This window comes from Candidatus Poriferisocius sp. (assembly GCF_965214065.1).
Classification (GTDB): Bacteria; Actinomycetota; Acidimicrobiia; order Acidimicrobiales; family Bin134; genus Poriferisocius.
On sequence record NZ_CBDCAT010000028.1, the window covers coordinates 477,200 to 495,304 of the forward strand.

General features: G+C 66.7%; 15 protein-coding genes. 2 read left to right on the plus strand and 13 right to left on the minus strand.

All coding sequences use genetic code 11. From position 1 onward, the window contains the following. Positions 1-21: 21 nt before the first annotated feature. Positions 22-1,785 (minus strand): PHA/PHB synthase family protein, encoded by a 1,764-nt coding sequence (locus tag ACOOGG_RS13565; protein ID WP_420435917.1) that lies wholly within the window; start codon positions 1,783-1,785, stop codon positions 22-24. 62 nt (positions 1,786-1,847) lie between these two features. Between ACOOGG_RS13565 and ACOOGG_RS13570 the strand changes: the two genes are divergently transcribed. Next, entirely contained in the window at positions 1,848-2,828 is a 981-nt protein-coding gene (locus ACOOGG_RS13570; RefSeq protein WP_420435919.1) for an LLM class F420-dependent oxidoreductase, read from the plus strand. On the opposite strand, the gene ACOOGG_RS13575 is transcribed toward ACOOGG_RS13570, so the two are convergent. The 9 genes from ACOOGG_RS13575 to ACOOGG_RS13615 all read right to left on the minus strand — a co-directional run bounded on the left by ACOOGG_RS13575 (position 2,791) and on the right by ACOOGG_RS13615 (position 12,706). Then, positions 2,791-3,870 carry a uracil-DNA glycosylase family protein gene (locus ACOOGG_RS13575; protein ID WP_420435921.1) on the minus strand — a complete coding sequence of 360 codons (1,080 nt, stop codon included), beginning with the start codon at positions 3,868-3,870 and terminating at the stop codon, positions 2,791-2,793. The two genes, ACOOGG_RS13570 and ACOOGG_RS13575, sit on opposite strands and share 38 nt — an antisense overlap. Positions 3,871-3,873: 3 nt before the next feature. Next, positions 3,874-4,443, minus strand: coding sequence for a phosphatase PAP2 family protein (locus tag ACOOGG_RS13580; RefSeq protein ID WP_420435923.1), 570 nt, complete (start codon positions 4,441-4,443; stop codon positions 3,874-3,876). Beyond that, complete coding sequence (locus tag ACOOGG_RS13585; RefSeq protein ID WP_420435925.1) at positions 4,440-5,345, minus strand: SDR family NAD(P)-dependent oxidoreductase; 906 nt, start codon at positions 5,343-5,345, stop codon at positions 4,440-4,442. The genes ACOOGG_RS13580 and ACOOGG_RS13585 overlap by 4 nt, the downstream gene beginning before the upstream one ends. Before the next feature lie 39 nt (positions 5,346-5,384). Continuing rightward, positions 5,385-6,590: an NAD(P)/FAD-dependent oxidoreductase gene (locus ACOOGG_RS13590; RefSeq protein ID WP_420435927.1), complete on the minus strand. Its 1,206-nt coding sequence runs from the start codon at positions 6,588-6,590 to the stop codon at positions 5,385-5,387. Positions 6,591-6,603: 13 nt separating this feature from the next. Beyond that, positions 6,604-8,544: a VanW family protein gene (locus ACOOGG_RS13595; protein ID WP_420435929.1), complete on the minus strand. Its 1,941-nt coding sequence runs from the start codon at positions 8,542-8,544 to the stop codon at positions 6,604-6,606. Positions 8,545-8,677: 133 nt separating this feature from the next. Continuing rightward, a complete protein-coding gene (nucS, locus tag ACOOGG_RS13600; RefSeq protein ID WP_420435931.1) occupies positions 8,678-9,337 on the minus strand; it encodes an endonuclease NucS in 660 nt (219 codons plus the stop codon). Between the two features lie 129 nt (positions 9,338-9,466). Beyond that, positions 9,467-10,195, minus strand: a complete 729-nt coding sequence (locus ACOOGG_RS13605; RefSeq protein ID WP_420435933.1) for an inositol monophosphatase family protein — start codon at positions 10,193-10,195, stop codon at positions 9,467-9,469. Further along, on the minus strand, positions 10,192-10,977 hold the full coding sequence (locus ACOOGG_RS13610) for a 3'(2'),5'-bisphosphate nucleotidase CysQ (RefSeq protein WP_420435935.1): 786 nt from the start codon (positions 10,975-10,977) through the stop codon (positions 10,192-10,194). Before ACOOGG_RS13610 ends, ACOOGG_RS13605 begins: the two co-directional genes overlap by 4 nt. Position 10,978: 1 nt before the next feature. Next, complete coding sequence (locus ACOOGG_RS13615; RefSeq protein ID WP_420435937.1) at positions 10,979-12,706, minus strand: bifunctional sulfate adenylyltransferase/adenylylsulfate kinase; 1,728 nt, start codon at positions 12,704-12,706, stop codon at positions 10,979-10,981. Between the two features lie 103 nt (positions 12,707-12,809). Between ACOOGG_RS13615 and ACOOGG_RS13620 the strand changes: the two genes are divergently transcribed. Next, complete coding sequence (locus ACOOGG_RS13620) at positions 12,810-14,567, plus strand: SLC13 family permease (RefSeq protein WP_420435939.1); 1,758 nt, start codon at positions 12,810-12,812, stop codon at positions 14,565-14,567. Positions 14,568-14,744: 177 nt separating this feature from the next. Here ACOOGG_RS13620 and ACOOGG_RS13625 read toward each other — a convergent pair whose 3' ends face one another. The 3 genes from ACOOGG_RS13625 to ACOOGG_RS13635 form a co-directional block, all read right to left on the minus strand. Next, positions 14,745-15,020, minus strand: a complete 276-nt coding sequence (locus tag ACOOGG_RS13625) for a hypothetical protein (RefSeq protein WP_420435941.1) — start codon at positions 15,018-15,020, stop codon at positions 14,745-14,747. A gap of 146 nt (positions 15,021-15,166) precedes the next feature. Then, a complete protein-coding gene (locus tag ACOOGG_RS13630; protein ID WP_420435943.1) occupies positions 15,167-16,999 on the minus strand; it encodes an O-antigen ligase family protein in 1,833 nt (610 codons plus the stop codon). A 22-nt stretch (positions 17,000-17,021) separates the two neighbouring features. Further along, entirely contained in the window at positions 17,022-18,104 is a 1,083-nt protein-coding gene (locus ACOOGG_RS13635) for a phosphotransferase family protein (RefSeq protein WP_420435945.1), read from the minus strand. Between the last annotated feature and the right edge of the window lies 1 nt (position 18,105).

Genomic DNA, 18,105 nt, shown 5'->3' on the forward strand with positions numbered 1-18,105 from the left:
AGAAATTTCCGGGAAAATTGTTCAGGCCGAGTCGGTGTCGCCGGGGCGCATCTTCACGTAGATGCCCGGGGCGTCGTCCATCGGCTCATATGCCTTGCTGCCGAGCTGCTTGGGCACCTTGACCTTCTTGCCGGCCCGCTCGCCGATCCATTCGGCCCAGTCTTCCCACCACGTCTGCTGATGCTGTTCGGCGCCCTCCAGCCACTCCTCGGGCGATTCCGCGATCTGGTCGTTGGTCCAGTGGCGAGCCTTGGGGTTGGGAGGGTTGACGATGCCGGCGATGTGCCCGGATGTACTGAGCACGAAGCGGTTGCGGCCGCCCAGCAGGGTGGCGGTGCGGTAGGCCGCCGTCCACGGCACGATGTGGTCGTCGATGGCCGACAGCACGTAGCTGTCCTGCTTGACGTCGGCGGGGTGCAATATGGTGCCGTCGACCTCGAAGGCGTCGTTGGCGAATTCGTTGTGGAGGTAGCACCGGCGCAGGTAGCTGCTGTGCATGCGGGCCGGCATCCGGGTGCTGTCGTTGTTCCAGGCCAGCAGGTCGAACGCCGGAGGATCCTCGCCCAGCAGCCAGTTGTTCACCACATACTGGAAGATCAAGTCGTTGGCCCGGATGGCGTCGAAAGTGCGGGCCATCTCGCTGGCCTCCAGATACCCCTGATCGGCCATCTTGCGCTCGAGTCCGGCCACGGTGGGCTCGTCGGTGAATGCTCCCAGCACGCCGGGGTCGGAGAAGTCGGTCAGGGTGTTCAAAAACGTGGCGGTGTGGATTGGCTGGTCGCCGGTGGCCGCACCATGGGCCATGGCGATGGCGCTGAGCGTGCCTCCAAGACACACGTTGACGGTGTTGACTTTCTCCTGTCCGGTGATCTCCTGCACCACTCGCAGGGCGTCGAGGGGCCCGCAGCGCAGATAGTCCTCGAAGCTGGTGTCGCGCATCGAACCGTCGGGGTTGCGATAGCTGATGGTGAAGCAGGTGTGGCCATGCTGCACCGCCCACTCGATCAGGCTCTTCTGCGGGGCCAGGTCCATGATGTAGTACTTGTTAATCCACGGCGGGCAGAACAGCATCGGAATCTGGTAGGTCTGCTCAGTCTGTGGCTCGTACTGCATGACCTCGATCAGGTCGCTGCGATACACCACCTTGCCGGGGGTCATGGCCATGTTCAGGCCTGGCTCGAACCCCGAGTCGTCCACCTTCGAGGGCCACCCGTCGTTGTGGCGCAGGTCGTGGAGCATGTTGGAGGCCCCCTTCACCACGCTGGCCCCACCGGTGGCCGCCGCCTTGGCCAAAGCGTCGGGGTTGGTGAGCAGCATGTTGGTGGGGGCCACGGCGTCGAAAGCGAAGGAGGCGGCGAACCTGGCCTTGCGGTGATCGGCCTCGGCGAGGTTGGCGGCATCGATGAGGTCGTCGGCCAGATTCTTGGACAGCAGGTAGGTCTGCTGAAGGCCGAAGAAATAGGGATTGTCCTGCCACGCCGGCGATGACCAGCGGTGGTCTTTGGGCTGGGGCTGGACTGGAGCGGGGGCATCGGGGTCGGCGGTCTTGGTCGCCTTGGCCAGCGTGGCTGCCCCCACCTTCATGGCCCCGGCGGCTGCTTTCAACAGGGCGGTGCCCACCCCTACCGGGTTGGTGGCGGCCTTCATGCCTGCGGTCACCAGGGTGCGGGCGAAATAGACCGGGTCGAGCGAGTCGAGTACCTGGTTTCCAACCCAGTTGGGGTCGAGGACGTCGTACTCGCTGGCGGTGGCCCCGGTAGTCCCGGCATCAACCTCTTCGCTCACGGCTGGGAACTTTATCAAGCAAGTTTGGCAGAACCCTCACTCAGAAGTCCTAGGGTTGCCGCATGGTTTCACGACGTGACGGGATGACCGTTCCCCTATTCGGCCCCCTCGATCAGCAGGCGGATCAGATGGCTGAACTGGTCGAGTTGGGATACACCGACGTGTGGTCGTCGGAGTCCAACTCCCACGACGCCTTCACCCCGCTGGTGCTGGCCACGCAGTGGGCGCCGACGCTGCGCTTGGGCACCGCCATCGTCCCGGCCTACACACGAGGTCCGGCTCTGGTGGCTCAATCAGCAGCCACTTTGGCCTCGCTGGCGCCGGGCCGATTCCTTCTCGGAGTGGGCAGCTCCTCGGATGTGATCGTGGAGCGGTGGAACTCGATCCCGTTCGAAGCCCCCTACCAGCGGGTGCGCGATCTGGTGCGCTTCCTCAAGCCCGCACTGGCCGGCGAGAAGGTGAGCGGCGACTACGAGACCTTCTCGGTACAGGGATTCCGGCTGGGGTTGGTTCCCCCCGAGCCGCCCCCCGTTTTAGTGGCTGCCCTGCGCTCCCAGATGCTGATACTGGCCGGCAAAGAGGCCGACGGGGCCATAATCAACTGGTTGTCGGCTGATGACACTGCCCGAGTGAGCGAGATCGTCAATGCCCAGGGGCCCGACAAGGAGGTCGTGGCCCGCATATTCGTGTGCCCCAACCCTGACCGCGAGACGGTGATGGCCCAAGGTCGGCGGGCGGTGGCCGGCTACCTGAACGTGCCCGTCTACCGGGCGTTTCACGAGTGGCTGGGCCGGGGCGACCTGCTAGCCGAGCACTGGGAGCGGTGGGCGGCCGGTGATCGGGCCGGGTCGCTGGAGGCCATTCCCGAAAAGGTGGTGGACGATCTGATTGTGAACGGCACCCCCGAGGAATGCCGCCAGCACATCGACCGCTATTTCGACAACGGCGCAACCACCTCGTCGCTGATGGTTATGCCCCTAGGCGGGATCGACCCCTGGGAGGCGGTCAGGTCGCTAGCGCCGCGGCCTGCTGGAGGTGGTTGACATAGTCCGGGAGCTGGTAGCCAGCCGCTGCCCCGCTGGTGGAGGGCATGACATACACCGGGCGGCCGGCCAGATCCCGGGGTTGTGGCCCAGCCTGGGCCTTTCGGTCCACCGCGGCTCGCCAGCCGGCTAGCCCCACAAAGCACACTGCGGCGGGCTTGAGCCATCCCACCACCCACGACAGCCGGTCGAGGCCTCGGCGATACTCCTCGGCGGTAAGTGCGTCGGCTCGCGGGGTGGCCCGCTTGACCAGATCGGTCATGCCCACGCCGTGGTCGATTAGCGCCCGCCGGGGATCACGGTCGGTACTCACCAGCCCGGCAGTCAGAGCCGCGGGCCAGAACCGGTTGCCCGGCCGGGCGAATCCCGCTCCGGCATCGGCTGCGTACACGCTGGGGTTCAAGCCGCAGATGAGCAGGCGCATCTCCGGTCCCACCGTGTCGGGCAGCGTTAGGGTCCGGCGGGCCTTGACGATGAGGGTGGCGGCCTTGGGGGGCCGGTCCAACCGTTCCAAGGAGTCGAGGGTGAATCCGGCACCCTCCATCAGGGGAGGAATCCAGCCGTGGGGCCACAGGGAGAAGCGGCGGTCCGGAAAATCGTCGTCGGAGAACGGCTCGAAGTCGGCATCGCCCTCGAATATGTGGAGCTCCACTGGTGCGCCGGGAGCCAATGCCCGGTGCAGGTCGGCCAGAGCCAGCGGGACATGGCGGCGGTCGAGGTGGACATAACTGCGCGACGCCCACGCTCCGGCCAGCGACCCAGTAGCCACGGGCAGTGCGGCCAAATCAGCCCGACATCGCAGGGCATCCGGGGCATGATCGGGGACCATCTCCAGCATTGACCGGGCCGCGTCGACGGCCAGCACCGGGCTGGGCAGCACCGACGTGTGCCATCCGGGACCGCAGCCGAGATCAGCGGTGATCCCGTCGGGTCGGTCAAGGGCGGCGAACGCCTCAACCGCCGAGGTGGACTTGGGCCCTCGCTCGGCCCGCCATTCAGCAGCCCGCTGTTCGTAGACGCTAACGGTGGCTCTATCGGCCATGTCTCAGCGCAGCGGCCAGGTTTTCCTGAACAGCCGGGCGATCACTGCGCCCACCAGGGCACCGACCACCACGTCGGAGGCGTGGTGGATGCGGACGTGGACCCGGCTAGCGGCCACCACTGAGGCTGCGGCCCAAAACGGCCGGCGCCGGTACCGGGACTCAGACAACAGCGCTGCGGCCACCATCGCCGCGCTCGCGTGTCCACTGGGAAAGCTGCTGGTTAGGGGTTGGCGCAATCGGTGGGGGTGGTCGTGCTCAGCCAGCGGGCGGGAGCGGTTGAAGGCCGACTTGATCGGCCCGTTGACCAGCGCCGACTCCACCGCCAGGGCCACCGATACCCGCAAGGCGTTGCGCCGACCTCGTTTGGAGGTAGCCCCAGCCCAGGCCAAGGCATGCCACAGAATGCTGAAGTTGCCCAGCTCCGAGGCGGTGTAGAACACCCGGTCGGCCACCGGATTTCCCCGCAGCCGGTCGAACAGGTGCTCGGCTGCTTCATCGAAGGCCTCCATGGCCGCTCCCAAGCCTGCCGGGAGGTCCGATTGGTCGAGAATCGGCTCTTCGGGAGTTGTCACTGCTGGGCGGCCTGAATCGTCTTATAGACCACGCCGACTTCGTGGTTGGCGTCGCCGAGCACCTTGTAGTCGGTCTCGTCGCGAATCTGGTCGATGTTCTCAGCCACGTCTTCAACCGTGAGATCGGGGTTGTAGTAGCCGGGGGTCCGGCCGATGAAGAACCGGGCCACGGTACCGCCGGCCGCGGAGTACACCTCGCCGGAGGATGGGCAGTCTTCATGGGCCAGAAAGCACACCACCGGGGTGACCAAGCCCGGATTCATGGCCTCTTTGATCTCTTCGCCGAAAATGGCCTCGGTCATGCGGGTGGTGGCCACCGGGGCGATGCAGTTGGCCTTGATGTTGTACTTGGCACCCTCCAGGGCCAATGTGTTGGTGAGTCCCACCAGCCCCATCTTGGCCGCGCTGTAGTTGGACTGCCCGAAGTTGCCCAGCACGCCCGCATTGGATGTGGCGCACACGATGCGGCCATAACCCTGCTCTCGCATCTGCACGAAGGCCGGACGGGTGACGTTGAACGCCCCCCGAAGGTGGACGGCGAGCACCGGGTGAAGCTGCTCGTCCTCCAGCTTGTGGAAGGTCTTGTCCCGCAGGATGCCGGCGTTGTTGATCACAATGTCCACCCGGCCGAACGCCTCCATTGCCTTGGCGGTGATGGCTGCCCCCCCCTCGGTGGTGGCCACCGAATTGGTATCTGCCACCGCCTCGCCGCCGCCGCCGTTGATCTCGTTGGCCACTTTCTGGGCCGGCCCATCGCTGGCTCCGGTGCCGTCGGCCGACCCACCCAGATCGTTGATCACCAACCGGGCCCCCCGCCGGGCCAACTCCAGTGCGTACAGCCTCCCTAGCCCGCCGCCGGCCCCCGTGACGATCGCAACCCGGTTGTCAAAACTCAATGCCATGCCCCGAAGGTTAGGGCGAGTTGGCCGCAGTCGGCACCGTCAGCGGTATGCCCCTGGTGTGGTGAGGGGCCTGCGGTGCCAGCGGCGGGGGGTGGTGATGATCGACCTCGGGTAGTCCTCGAATAGCCAGCGGGCGAAGTTGCGCCGGGTCCAAGGGGTGAGGCCGGCGATGCGCACCGCGCCCCGGGCGCCGGGGCGGGTGGCCAGAACGCGGCCGAGGCGGCGGGCCATGCGGTGGTCGGCGAACAGCTCCCGGCGCACGAAGCGGCGGTAGTTGGCCATCACCTCATCGGCGGCGCCGCCGTCCAGCACCGCATTAGCCGCGCCGATGCCGGTGAGGAGGGCCTGGGCGATGCCCTCGCCGCTCATGGGGTCGGTAGCCGCCGCCGCGTCACCTGCGAACATGGTTCGCTGGGCGGTCAGCGGGGTCTTGTCGATGCGGGCCGGGATGGGCCAAGCCCGGTGGGACGTCTCGGGGGTGGCGCGGTGGCCCAGAACGGCCCGGATGTGGTCTCGCTCCAGCAGCTCCCGCCACAGCTTTCCCATCTCGCCCACCGCCACCGGACCGCCCCGTCGTACGCCGAAACCCACATTGGCCCGACCGTCGGGCAGGGGAAACGACCATACGTAGCCGGGAAGGATCTCCTCTTCGAACCACACCCACAGGGCTCGACTGGCCGGGGAGCCCACCTCCGACCAGTACTGGCGGAACGCATGCCAGTCTCCTCGGTAGCCGTGGTGGGCCAGGCCCAAGAATTTGCGGGTGGGCGACCACATCCCATCGGCGGCGATCACGTAGTGAGCGTGCATCGCCCCGATGTTCTCCACGTCTAGCACGACATGGCCGTCTTCTTCGACCACTCCCTGGGCGCTGGCGCCCTCAACGAGCTCGGCACCCTCTAACTTCGCCTGTTCCACCAGGGCGTTGTCCAAATCCGCCCGGGGTACCACCGCGGCGAACTGGCCGCCTCCCCGGGGCAGGGGGAATTCGACGGTGCGGCCGGAGGGTGACCGGATGCAGATGTCTTCCACCGGCATCCACGAAGAAATAGGGGCCGGGTCCAGTCCCAATCCCTCGAGGAGGCGAAGGGCACCAGCAGTGAGGCCGTCGCCGCACGCTTTGGGCCGGGGGAAGCGAGCCCGGTCCACCATCACGACCCGCTTTCCGGCCCGGGCCAAGGTGATGGCCGCCGCGCAGCCAGCCGGCCCGGCTCCCACGACGGCAGCGTCCCATGCCTCGCTCATTGATTCGACTGGATCATGCTCTTTGCCCCTGCTCGGGGTCCAAAGCCTGGGTCTGCCCCGGTGTTGTTTCGGGGCCGTCAGCCGGAGTCGCCTCGGGCGTGGGCTCATCGGGGGTGGTTTCGCCCGGCTCGCCCTCCTCGGGGCCAGTCTCGCCCGGCTCGTCTTCTTCGGTAGGTGGCGCAATAGTACAGAGATCTGCGCCGTTGTCTTCGTCGACGTTGGCCGGAGCGTGGGTGTCGGTGCAATCCTCAGGGTCGACGCACTGCTCAGGCAGGCCATCGGCGTCATATTCCACCTCGCCGTCGCCGTCTGCGTCCATCGGCAGCACCGAGGAGGTGCAAACGCCGTCGCAGTTGATGCCCTCTCGAGGCTGATACAGAGCAGTCACCGAGTCTCGAAGCACGGTGCCGTCGGAGTAGGTTCGGCTGCGCTCGGTGGTTCTCAGGGTGCAGTACCGGCGCGGGGTGTCGTAGCGGTTGGTCCACTCCACCTCGGCGTACGCCGTGGAGTACACGCTGACGGTAACGCTCTCTTCGGTAACCGTGGGCCACAGCAGCACCGCGTAGGGATTGGGGTTGCGGAACTTGAAGTCGGGCTTCGGCCAGGAGATGGTGGCGTCCACACCCTCCCGGTAGCGCTCGATGTCGATGCTGTGCGCCTGATATTCGGGGAACTCCATCCCCGCGTTGAAGGCGGCGGTGAACAAGGTGGTGATGAACTGGGAGATGCCCCCGCCCACATCTGTGCTGTACACCCCGTCGTAGATGACTCCGGCGTCCACGAACCCCTTCTCCTCGGTGCGCTCACCCACGTATTCGTTGACCGAGAACGTCTCGCCCGGATAAACCACCGCCCCCTGGATCAGCTCGGCGATCCGGTGGATGTTGGAGACCCGGTCTTGGTCCGGGGTGTAGTTGGTGGTGAACCGGCCGGTCAGCTCCACAATTCCCCGTTCGACCAGCCAGCTCTGGTCGTTGATCTTGTCGGATTCCCGCAGTTCCAATTCCACGGAAGGCAGTTGGGTTTTCAGGGCCTCTAGCACCTGTCGGTATGCCGACTCATCGCAGCAGATGAGGGCGGGCACTTCGCTGACCAGCACCGGCGTATCGTCGATCACCGTGAGCACCGGCTCGGACGCCACGGTGGCGACCTCAATGAAGAGCTCGGCCAGGTCGTCTTCCAGCTTCTGGCGGTCGATGTTGTAGCTCCACTCGTTGTTGTCGTTATAGAGGATCACCCATGATCGAAGCTGGGCTGGCTGCACCCGCTTGGTGATTTCGTCAACCGTCACCAACAGGCCCTGGGCGGTTCGCTGATTTATCCAGTCGGCGGTCGCGGCTATCGCCGTCTCGGAAACCTCGGGTGAGATGAGGCGAACGTCGGCTTCGGCCTTCAATGGGTCGGCGCCGCGCCCAGCCGCCTCAAGCAATTGGGGGAGGGCCGAGGACAGGCTGGCGACTTCTCCTGGTATCCCGGGAGTAACTTGGAATGTGCCGTTTTCCAGCACGATGGCGGGGTCGACTGGCGGCTGGTGCAAAGCGGCCTCCAGTCTCGCGATCTGGCTGTCGCTGGTGGACACTTCGAACAGCAGCTCTGATTGAGAGCTCTCGAAAAATGACGCGGTCCAACCGATGGGGTTGCTCGCGTCACTGTCTATCGCCATGATCGCGGCCACGGTGCCCTCCACGTCGACCGCCAGTCCGATCTCCTCGGCTGTGAAGGCGACGACCCGGGTGGCGGTGGCAATGTATGCCGGGGTTTGCTGAAAGCGCTCGGCCAGCTCCACCACCACGTCGGTTACGTCATCTTCGCTCAGCCCTCCGATGTCGATGCTGACATCGGCGATGGCCGGGCTTTCCAGCTTGAGCCCTCGAGGGGTCTTGTCGTCGTTGCTGGTGGAGTCCACCAGCCAAGAGATCAGCCAAATGGCCAAGAGCGCGACAGGAGCGACCATGAGAGCCCAGACCCAGAGGGGGCGGGGAGGTCGGCGCAGGCGGAGGGGGGAATGCGGATCCATGCCGGTTATCGGATGGTAGTGGGATCGGGTTGCCGATCGGGTTCAGGCCAGGAAGCGAGCATGGCCGGGCTCAGAACAGCTTGGCCTGGTCGGGCTCGATGCCCCGGAGCAGGTCGTAGTCGATCTCCACGCACTCGATGCCCCGGTTGGCGCTCAAGGCCCGGGCCTGGGGGCGGACGAACTGGGCGGCGAGCATCCCCCGCACCGGGGCCAGGGCCGGATCCTGGTTCAAGAACTGGAGGTAGCGGGTGAGCTGTTCCACCCCGGCGATCTCGCCCCGCCGCTTCACCTCCACCGCGATGGCGTGGCCGGCGGCATCGCGGCACAGCAAGTCCACGGGACCGATGTCGGTAGGGTACTCCCGGCGCACCAGCCGGTACCCGTCTCCCAGCACCTCGGGCGACGCCGCCAGAAGCTCTTGCAGATGAGCCTCCACCCCGTCTTTGTCAAGGCCGGGATCGCGGCCCAGATCGTGGGCAGTGTCGGAGATCAACTCGTGGATGGTGATGATGAGCTTCTCGCCCGAGGGGTTGACCACTGTCCAGACATCGTCATCCTCCGATAGCCGGTTGGGGGCGTTCATCCAGTTCAGCGGCTTGTAGGCCCCGCCGTCGGCGTGGATGGCCACGCAGCCGTCGGCCTTGATCATGATGAGCCGCACCGCCTCGGGCAGGTGCGCGGCCAGCCGGCCGTCGTAGTCCACCGAGCATCGGGCGATCACCAACCTCACAGCGTCTCCCAATCTATGGTTCTGAGCAATTGATTACGGCGCACGTTTGCAAGACGATGAAATAGAAGTGCTCTTGGAAGTTCCAGTTCAACTGTCCATGGACAATCTATGGGGAGAAGGCGGTGGGTATCACCGGGTGATGACAACCGAGGCGAAATCGGGGTGGCAGATCACGAAATCGGACACGTAGGTGTCCGACTGATTGAACCGCAGCTCCGACCCATTGAGGTGGGAGACGTGTAATCCTGCGGCCGCGGCCACCGCGGCGGGAGCGCACAGGTCCCATTCGTGCAGCCCCGATGCGTGGGCATAAACCTCGGCCTCGCCGGCTATAACGGCAGCGGCTTTGGCCCCAGCCGAGCCCAACTGGACGATTTCGGCCCCGATGGCGTCGGCGATGCGGCGGGAAAGGCGGCCGGGACGGCTTCTGCTGGTGATGACCCGGGGAGGAGCGGCGGCCGCTGGGGTGGGGGGTGCCGGCTCGGTGGCCAGGGTGATCCCCTGGGCGGGGAGGGCCACCGCGGCGGCGATGGGCGTTTCGTCGGCGACCAGGGCCACGTGGACCGCCCAATCGATGCGGCCCGGAATGGAGAACTCCCGGGTGCCGTCCAGCGGGTCCACGATCCATACTCGGTCGTGGCGAAGCCGTCTGCGGTCGTCCATCGACTCCTCCGACAGCACCATGTCGTCGGGGCGGTGCTCGTTCAGGGCGTTTTCGATCAACTCATGGGCAGCGGCGTCGCCCCGGGCTCCCACTGCGAACGGAGCCAGGCGCTGTCCGCTCATCTCGGCCCGCAGCCTCACAAGCTGCTCTCCGGCCTCGGTGGCCAGCCAGGCGGCCAGTTGGTGGTCGTTCACCGACTTGAACAGATGCCGAGCAGTTCCATCACCTGATCTCTGAGGCCGGGGGCGACGGCGATGAACCCGTCCATCAGCGGATTGGCTCGGTTGAACACCACATCGGCGCCGTCGATCCCGAACACCTGCCCACCCCCTGCTCTCACCAGCGCGGCCCCGCCGGCCACGTCCCACTCGTTCTTGGGCACCAGCGTCCAGGTGGCGTCGGCCAGTCCGGCGCCCACCAGGCTCAGCTTGTAGGCCACCGATCCCATGTTCCGCACCGCGATCGGCGTGGAGAAGAAGCGCTCCCACTCGCCCCGCTTGACCTCGCTGCGGGAGGCCAGCACCAGCGCTCCCCGCAGGTCGGTGGTGGGCGTCGTCTTGGCGGGCTCGCCGTTGCACACCACCCCGGTCTCGTCCGATCCGATGATGAGGTGTCCGTTGGGCGGGCTCAGCACTCCTCCGGCCACCGGCACGCCGTCTTCCACCAGCCCCACCGACACGCACCATTCGGGGATGCCGTCGATGAACTCCCGAGTGCCGTCGATGGGATCAACCACCCACACCCTTCGCCGGGCGAGCCGGTCGCCGACGTCGGTGGTCTCCTCCGACAGCCAGCCCTCATCGCCTCCCTGCATGGCCTCGGCCAACACGTCATTGACCGCGGTGTCGGCCGCGGTCAATGGATCGCCCCCGTCCTTTAGTTCCGCCTCGACTTCGCCGGGCGTGAACCGCTCCAGCACCTCAGCGGCCGCGGCCAGCGCGTCGGCAATCCGGTCGAGATCGTCGGCGCGCGACACCTCAGTCGCCGATCGAGTCGAGATACCCCTCGGCCACCAGGTGGTCGATAATGGTCTGGGCCGCCTCATCAGGCGTCTGATCCACGGTGGGCAGCACGATGTCGGCGTCGATGGGCTCTTCGTAGGGGTCGGAGATGCCGGTGAACTCCTTGATGATCCCGGCCCGAGCTTTGGCGTACAGGCCCTTGCGGTCCCGCTGCTCGCATACCTCCAGCGGGGTGGAAACATGCACCAGCACGTAGCCGCCGTTGGCCGAGATGGCTTCCCGATTGCGGCGCCGGGGCTCGGCGTAGGGGGCGATCGGCGCGCAAATGGCGATGCCACCGTGCTTGGTTATCTCCGAGGCCACATATCCGATGCGGGTGATGTTGATGTCGCGGTGCTCCTTGGAGAACCCCAGTTCCGACGACAAGTTGGTGCGCACCACATCGCCGTCGAGCAGCGTTACCGGTCGCCCGCCCCGCTCCAACAGCTTGGACATCAGCGCGTTGGCGATGGTGGACTTGCCCGAGCCGCTGAGCCCGGTGAAGAACACGGTGAAGCCCTGCTTGGACTTTTGGGGATGGGTGCGGCGCAGCTCGGCCACCACCTCGGGATAGCTGAACCACTCGGGGATGTCGTCGCCCGAGGCCAGCCGGTCTCGCAGCTCGGTGCCGCTGATGCTGAGGGTGGCCGTTCCCTCGTCCACCTCATCCACCGGGTGGTAGCTGTCACTGCTGGGGACGTAGACCATCATCTTGAACGGCACCATGGTGACGCCCAGCTCGTCGGTGTAGTCCTGGAGCATGTCCTGGGCGTCGTAGGGTCCGTAGAAGGGGTTGCCCGCGGCGTCAGAGCCCGGACCAGCGTGGTCGCGGCCCACGATGAAGTGGGAGACGCCGTGGTTCTTGCGGATGATGGCGTGCCATACCGCCTCCCGGGGCCCGCCCATGCGCATGGCCAGCGGCAGCATGGCCAGCATGGCCGAGTTCTCGGGGTAGCGCTTGATGATGTGCTGGTACACGCGGCCCCGGGTGTAGTGGTCCACATCGCCGGGCTTGGTCATGCCCACCACCGGGTGGATCAGCAGGTTGGCGTCGGCCTCCACCGCCGCCCTTCGGGTGAGTTCCACGTGGGCCCGGTGCATGGGGTTGCGGGTTTGGAAGGCCACGACCCGGCTCCAGCCGGCCTCGTCGAAGGAGGCCCGCACCTGGGCCGGGGTGCGGCGCAGCTCGGTGAAGTCGTAGTGGACGGGGAGCTGCAAGCCCTGCACGGTCCCGCCCAGATAGACCGGCGCGGTGCTCCGCATCAGATGGCCGACACCAGGGTGATCGGGGTCGGAGCTGGCGAACACCGCCTCGGCCTCCCCCGAGGTGTCGGGCCGCCACGCATCGCTCACGGTGAGCATGGCCAGCATGACCCCCTCCACATCGCGCAGCGCCAGCCGTCCGGCGGCCTGGGCCGCCTCGGCTGTTTTGGGATCCACATCCAAAGTGATTGGCATCGGCCACAGCGTTCCGTCGGCCAACCGCATTTCGGAGCACACCCGCTCGTAGTCGGCTTGTCCCATGAATCCCCGTAGGGGAGAGAAGCCGCCGTTCAACAGAAGTTCCAAGTCGCACAAATGGCGGGGCTGGAGGGTGAACGACGGGAGGTCGCGCGATGCCGCTTTGAGGTCTTCAGCAGTGGCGTCGTCGACCAATAGATCGACCAACTCGCCGCCGTGGGGTTGAATCAAATTTGAAGCCACGGAGGTATTTCATATCGCAGGATGGCCGCGTTTGAGCCATCGAACCGCCAATCCACCCCAATGCGGGGGGAAACCAGATACTCGGCTCGTAGTATCACCAAGGATGGATGGCGACGCGGCGCTCACTGTCGCGGTGTTGGCGATTATGGGCGTCGGGCTTGTCAGCAACCGTCTATCGCCTGCTGCCGGGGTGTTGGGCGCCACCGGCGGCCTGTTCTTGCTCAGGGTGATCGACTTCGACGTGGCCTTCAGCGGTTTCGCCAACCCCGCTCCCTTCACCATTGGGGCGCTGTACGTGGTTGCCGGCGCGGTGACCAAGACCAACGCCTTGCAGCCCTTGGTAGCTCGGATGCTGGATCGAGGGTCTCAAACACGGGTAGCGCTGATCCGGCTCCTGGCCCCGGCCGGCGCGGCTTCGGCCTTTCTGGCCAACACCCCCATTGTGGCCATGCTGGTGCCTGCGGTTCGGGGGTGGGCCGAGCGCTACGGCCGGGCGGCATCCCGATTCTTGATCCCGCTGTCGTACGCCACCATCTTGGGCGGGGCGATCACCGCCATCGGTACCAGTACCAACCTGGTGATGGGCGGGCTTTTGCAGTCGGCGGGCTACGACGAACTCGAGATGTTCGAGTTGGCCCGCTTCGGCCTGCCGCTGGCCGGCGCTGGACTCATTCTGATTGTCTTTGCCGCCCCCTGGCTGTTGCCCGACCGGCGCGATCCCGAAGCAGATGGGGAAGGCCGTTCTTATCTGGTGTCTATGGAGGTGGTCGAGCGGGGGGCGTTCGATGGGCAGTCGGTGGAGGCCGGGGGACTGCGCCATCTCCAAGGGGTTTTTCTGGTGGAAGTGGAGCGGCAGGGCACGGTGATCGCCCCGGTAGCACCGACGTTTGTGCTCCGGGGCGGCGACCGGCTTACATTCGCCGGACGGGTCGACTTGGTGGTCGATCTTCAGGCCATGTCCGGGCTGGTCTCGGCTGAGGATCCCCACCTGGAGGCGGTGGACTCCGACGACCACACTTTTTTTGAGGCAGTAGTTGGTGCCGCGTCGCCCCTCAGCGGGCGGACGCTGGCCGAGGCCGGGTTCCGCGGCCGCTACCAGGCCGCGGTGGTGGGTATCCACCGCTCCGGCGCCCCGGTGGAGGCCAAGTTCGGCCAGGTGCGTCTGCGGGTTGGCGACACGCTGCTGGTGCTGGCCGCCGACGGGTTCGACGAGCGGTGGCGCAACCAAAGCGACTTCTTGCTGGTGTCCCGGTTGGGCGGATCGCCTCCCCGGGCGACCCGCCGGGCGCCGGTGGCGCTACTGGCGGTGGTTGCTCTGGTAGTGCTGCCCGCGGCGGGAGTCTTGAGCGTCTTGGATGCGGCGTTGATCGCGGCCGGCGCGGTGGTTGTCGGCGGGGTGCTCACCCCCCGTGAAGCCCGAGAGGCGGTGGACTTCAGCGTGCTCATTACCATCGGAGCGGCGTTTGGGCTGGGAGCGGCATTGGATGAGGCCGGTTTGGCCACCGATCTGGCCGACGGCATCGTTACCGGCTTCGACTTTTTGGGCGACGCCGGGGTGGTGCTGGGCATCGTGATTGCGACCATGCTGCTAACCGAGCTCATCACCAACGTGGCCGCGGTGGCCCTGGTGTTCCCGATAGCGCTGGAGGCGGCCGCTCAGTCCGGATTGGATCCCCGCACCCTGGCACTCGGGGTGGCGGTGGCCGCATCAGCCTCATTCCTAACCCCCATCGGCTATCAGACCAACACCATGGTCTACGGCCCCGGCCGCTACCGCTTCACCGACTATCTCCGCCTCGGCGTGCCGATGTCGGTGCTCACCCTGGTATTGCTGACAGCTTTAGTGGCAGCAGCGGCCTGACCTTCTCAGGTTCACTGGCCGAACAATGCGGCACAGACTTCGCTGTCCGCCCCATCGCTACGCTCTGGAGATGAGGGACTCCACCCAAACGACGAAGGCAAGGCGAAGCCCCTCTCCACCGCGGCACCCCGGCGGCTGCCAAGGCGGCGAGGCGGGTGTTCGCGAAGGTGTCGGGGATTAGGTGTGTGCGGCGCGCAGTGCGTCGGTGGCGGCGGGGTCTAGGGCGAGGTAGCAGCCGAAGCTCTCGTGGTAGCCCCAGCTGACCTGGGCCAAAACGGTTTGGCGGTCGGCGGACTTCGCCATGTCTACGGGCTGGGCGCCGAACCGGTGCACCCCAAAGCACAACACTGCCGCATAGTCGTAGCCGTCGATGGAGCGGGTAGCGAGGTTTGCGCCGCGGTCCCAGACAATCAGCGTCAGGTTTTCCAGGTTTTCGCCTCTTGTGACAGCCACCAACAACGCGGCCCTCCTGCTGCCTGCGGCCCCGCTGGTGTTTGCCGGCGGTTCGCTATCACAGAACATGGAGGGAACTCTCCTGAAAACGGCGGGCACTCACGGCCGTCATGGTTGTACACCCCCCCGCAAATCTGCGGACGGGGTCAGCGGCCAGCGCTTTGCTGTTGGCGCAGCACTTCGAGGTTGTCCGCGGGTGTGGGGTCGTCGGGCAGAAGCCAGGCGGCCCGCTCCCAGTCGGACTCTGCTGACGCGAGGTCGCCCAAGTAATAGTGGGCGGCGCCCCGCTTGAGGTAGGCGGTTCCGTTGGTGGGCTGAGACCCGATAAGGCGATCGAGCCCTGATCGGGAGCGGTGCGCCCAGCCGGGGTCGTTTGACACCCGGAAGCCCTGCAAGCGCACTTCGGCCAGCGCCAGCGACACCGTCTCGTTGCCGGGGTTGAGCGACTCGCCGCGGCGGAGGCGGGCCTCGCCCTCGGCGATGAGCCCGATGTCGTCGGCGCTCTGGAGCAATGCGCCCATCAATATGTAGGGCTCGTCGTCAAAAGACCGGCGGTCGGCGGCACTGGTGAGATGTTGGTAGGCCACAGCGTGCGTCTCGGCGGTGCTGGCCCGCTCGAAGTCGTGGTCGTTGCGGATCAGCGACCACGAATTCGCCAGCGTCCCCGCAACCACCAATGCCGCTGCGGCCATGATGGGCCACGAGCGCAGGGGCCGGGCTCTCGCTCCCACTGCGGCGGCCAAGACCCCCGCCAGCAGCCAGAACACCGCGTCGGTCGCCGGATGGGGGAAGAACACCTGCTGTTGCACTGCATAGGCCAACAGCCCTGCCCCCAATGCCGCCAGCGCGGGCTGCGGCGACGCCATCGCTCTAGCGGCCATCACCCCCACCGCGGCCAGAACAGCCAGGTAGAGCACGGCTGCGGGGACACCCGATGAGACCGCGAAGTCCAACAGCCCGCTGTGGGCCCGATCGGTAGCCCCGTATCGCCCGAACTCCCGAACTGTCGCCTCGCCCACCCTTTCGGAGTACTCGATCAAGAACATCTCCGGGCCGACGCCCAACAGGGGCCGGGCGGCAATGGTCTCCGCCGCCACTTCCCAGATCGCCGCGCGTCCCCGGAAGCCGAAACCGGTATCGCCCCACCGCCCGACAGCGAGTGTCGCCGCCAGCAGCACTCCCGCCGACGCGACGGCTCTGACCCGCACCTGCCGAGAAGCCCTCATGGCCACGAAGACGGCCGCGGTTGCTGCGAAGGCGGCAATGGCGCCGCGAGACTGCGACCCCACCAGCATCGCCCCGGCCAGCCCGCACGCCCCCAGCGCCGGCCACCGCCACTTAGGGGCCGAAACCGCAGCCGCGATGCATAGCGGGCCGACGAGCACCGCGAAAGACGCCAGAACAGCGGGATTGGCCAGAGTGGACCGCAGCCGCCCCTCGAACTCCACCGCCTCGAGGCCCCAGCCCACACCGACCGCCTCGAGCACCGCGAACAAACCCACCGCCAGCACTGCCACCACGCCCAGGGCCATGATCGCGGCGTCTGCGGATTCGCCCCGCAAGCGCCGCAGCGAGAACCCCACCGCGAACGCCACCGCCAAGAACATCCACATCAACGCCCCGCTCATGCGCTGTGGGGCACCCAGCAAAGACCGCTCGAACGACGGGCTCGCCGCCGTTGCCGCTACCACCAGCACAAGGGCTCCGCCTGCGGCTGCGGCAGCCTTGCCCCATGGAACGGCCAGCGCTCTCGACCACGCCAGCGACAATCCGATCAAGCCCACCCCGATTCCGGCCGCCAATACCTTCACCGCCAAGTAGCCCGAGCGGGCGAACGGGTCGAATACAACCGGCACAACCACCAACAGCAGCCCGAGGCCGGCTGCTTCCAGTGCCCCCAACCCACCCAGCGGCAAACGGCCCGGCCGGAGCGCCCTCGCAGGGCCGCGTCGAGCACTCATCCTCGCCCGAGGCGTCATCGCTGCACCCTACTTTGGTTGTCTACAGCACTCCGGTGGCCATGTCGGCGGCGTGGGCCAGCATGTTGTCCACTCGGCGGGCGATTTCGCCGACGTCGCCGGTGGTGGCCATGCCGCCGGTCATGCCTTTGAGGCGGCGGGCGTAGGCGCCTTCCACGATGCAGGCCTGCTTCCACCAGCTGAACACCGCGTAGTAGCCGAGGTCGGACAGGTCGAAGCCCGACTGGGCGGCGTAGCGGTCGGCCACCTCGTCTCGGCGGGCGAAGCAGTCCAAAAGGGTGGGCGGGTCGGTGAGGAAGGTCATCTCGTCGCCGGGGTCGGCCCAGTACTGGAGCGACCAGGCGAAGTCGGCGATGGGGTTGCCGGTGGTACACAGCTCCCAGTCGAGCACGGCGGCGATCTTCCATTGGTCGTCGAGCACGGTGTTGTCGAAGCGGTAGTCGCCGTGGGCCAGGGCTGGGGGAGCGGTCTCAGCGGGTTTGGCCGCGCTGAGGCGCTCGTGCAGCTCGACGAGCAGGGGCACCTCGCGCACGCTGGCGGCCTCCACCTGGCGGCGCCACCTTTTGAGCTGGCGGCCCACATAGTCGTCCCGGCGGCCCAAATCGCCCAACCCCACCTCGTCGAGGTCGAGGGTGTGGAAGGCGATCTGCACGTCCAGCAGGCTCTGGGTGGCGACCTCGGCCTGCTCGGGGTTCATGTGAGCTGCGGATTCCCGATCACGGAGGATCAGGCCGTCCACGAAGCCCATCACGTAGAAGTCGGCTCCGTTGACGGAGTGGTCGTCGCAGAAGGCCACCATCTCGGGCACCGGCACGTCGCCGGCCTCGCCGAGAGCGGCCATGATGCGCCACTCCCGGCCCATGTCGTGGGCAGTGGCCAGCGCCGACCCCACCGGAGGACGGCGCAGCGCCCACTGCCGGCCCCCGGCGTCAGACAGACGGAAGGTGAGGTTGGACCCGCCCGCCGCGATCAGATCGAAGGCGAACGGGGGCTCGCTGTCGGCGACGTTGTCAGCCAGCCAAGCAGTTACCGCGGCGATGTCGATGCCGGGGATTTCGGTGCTCAAGGACTCCACCGCCTCAGTCTGGTATTCCGCTACGGTCATT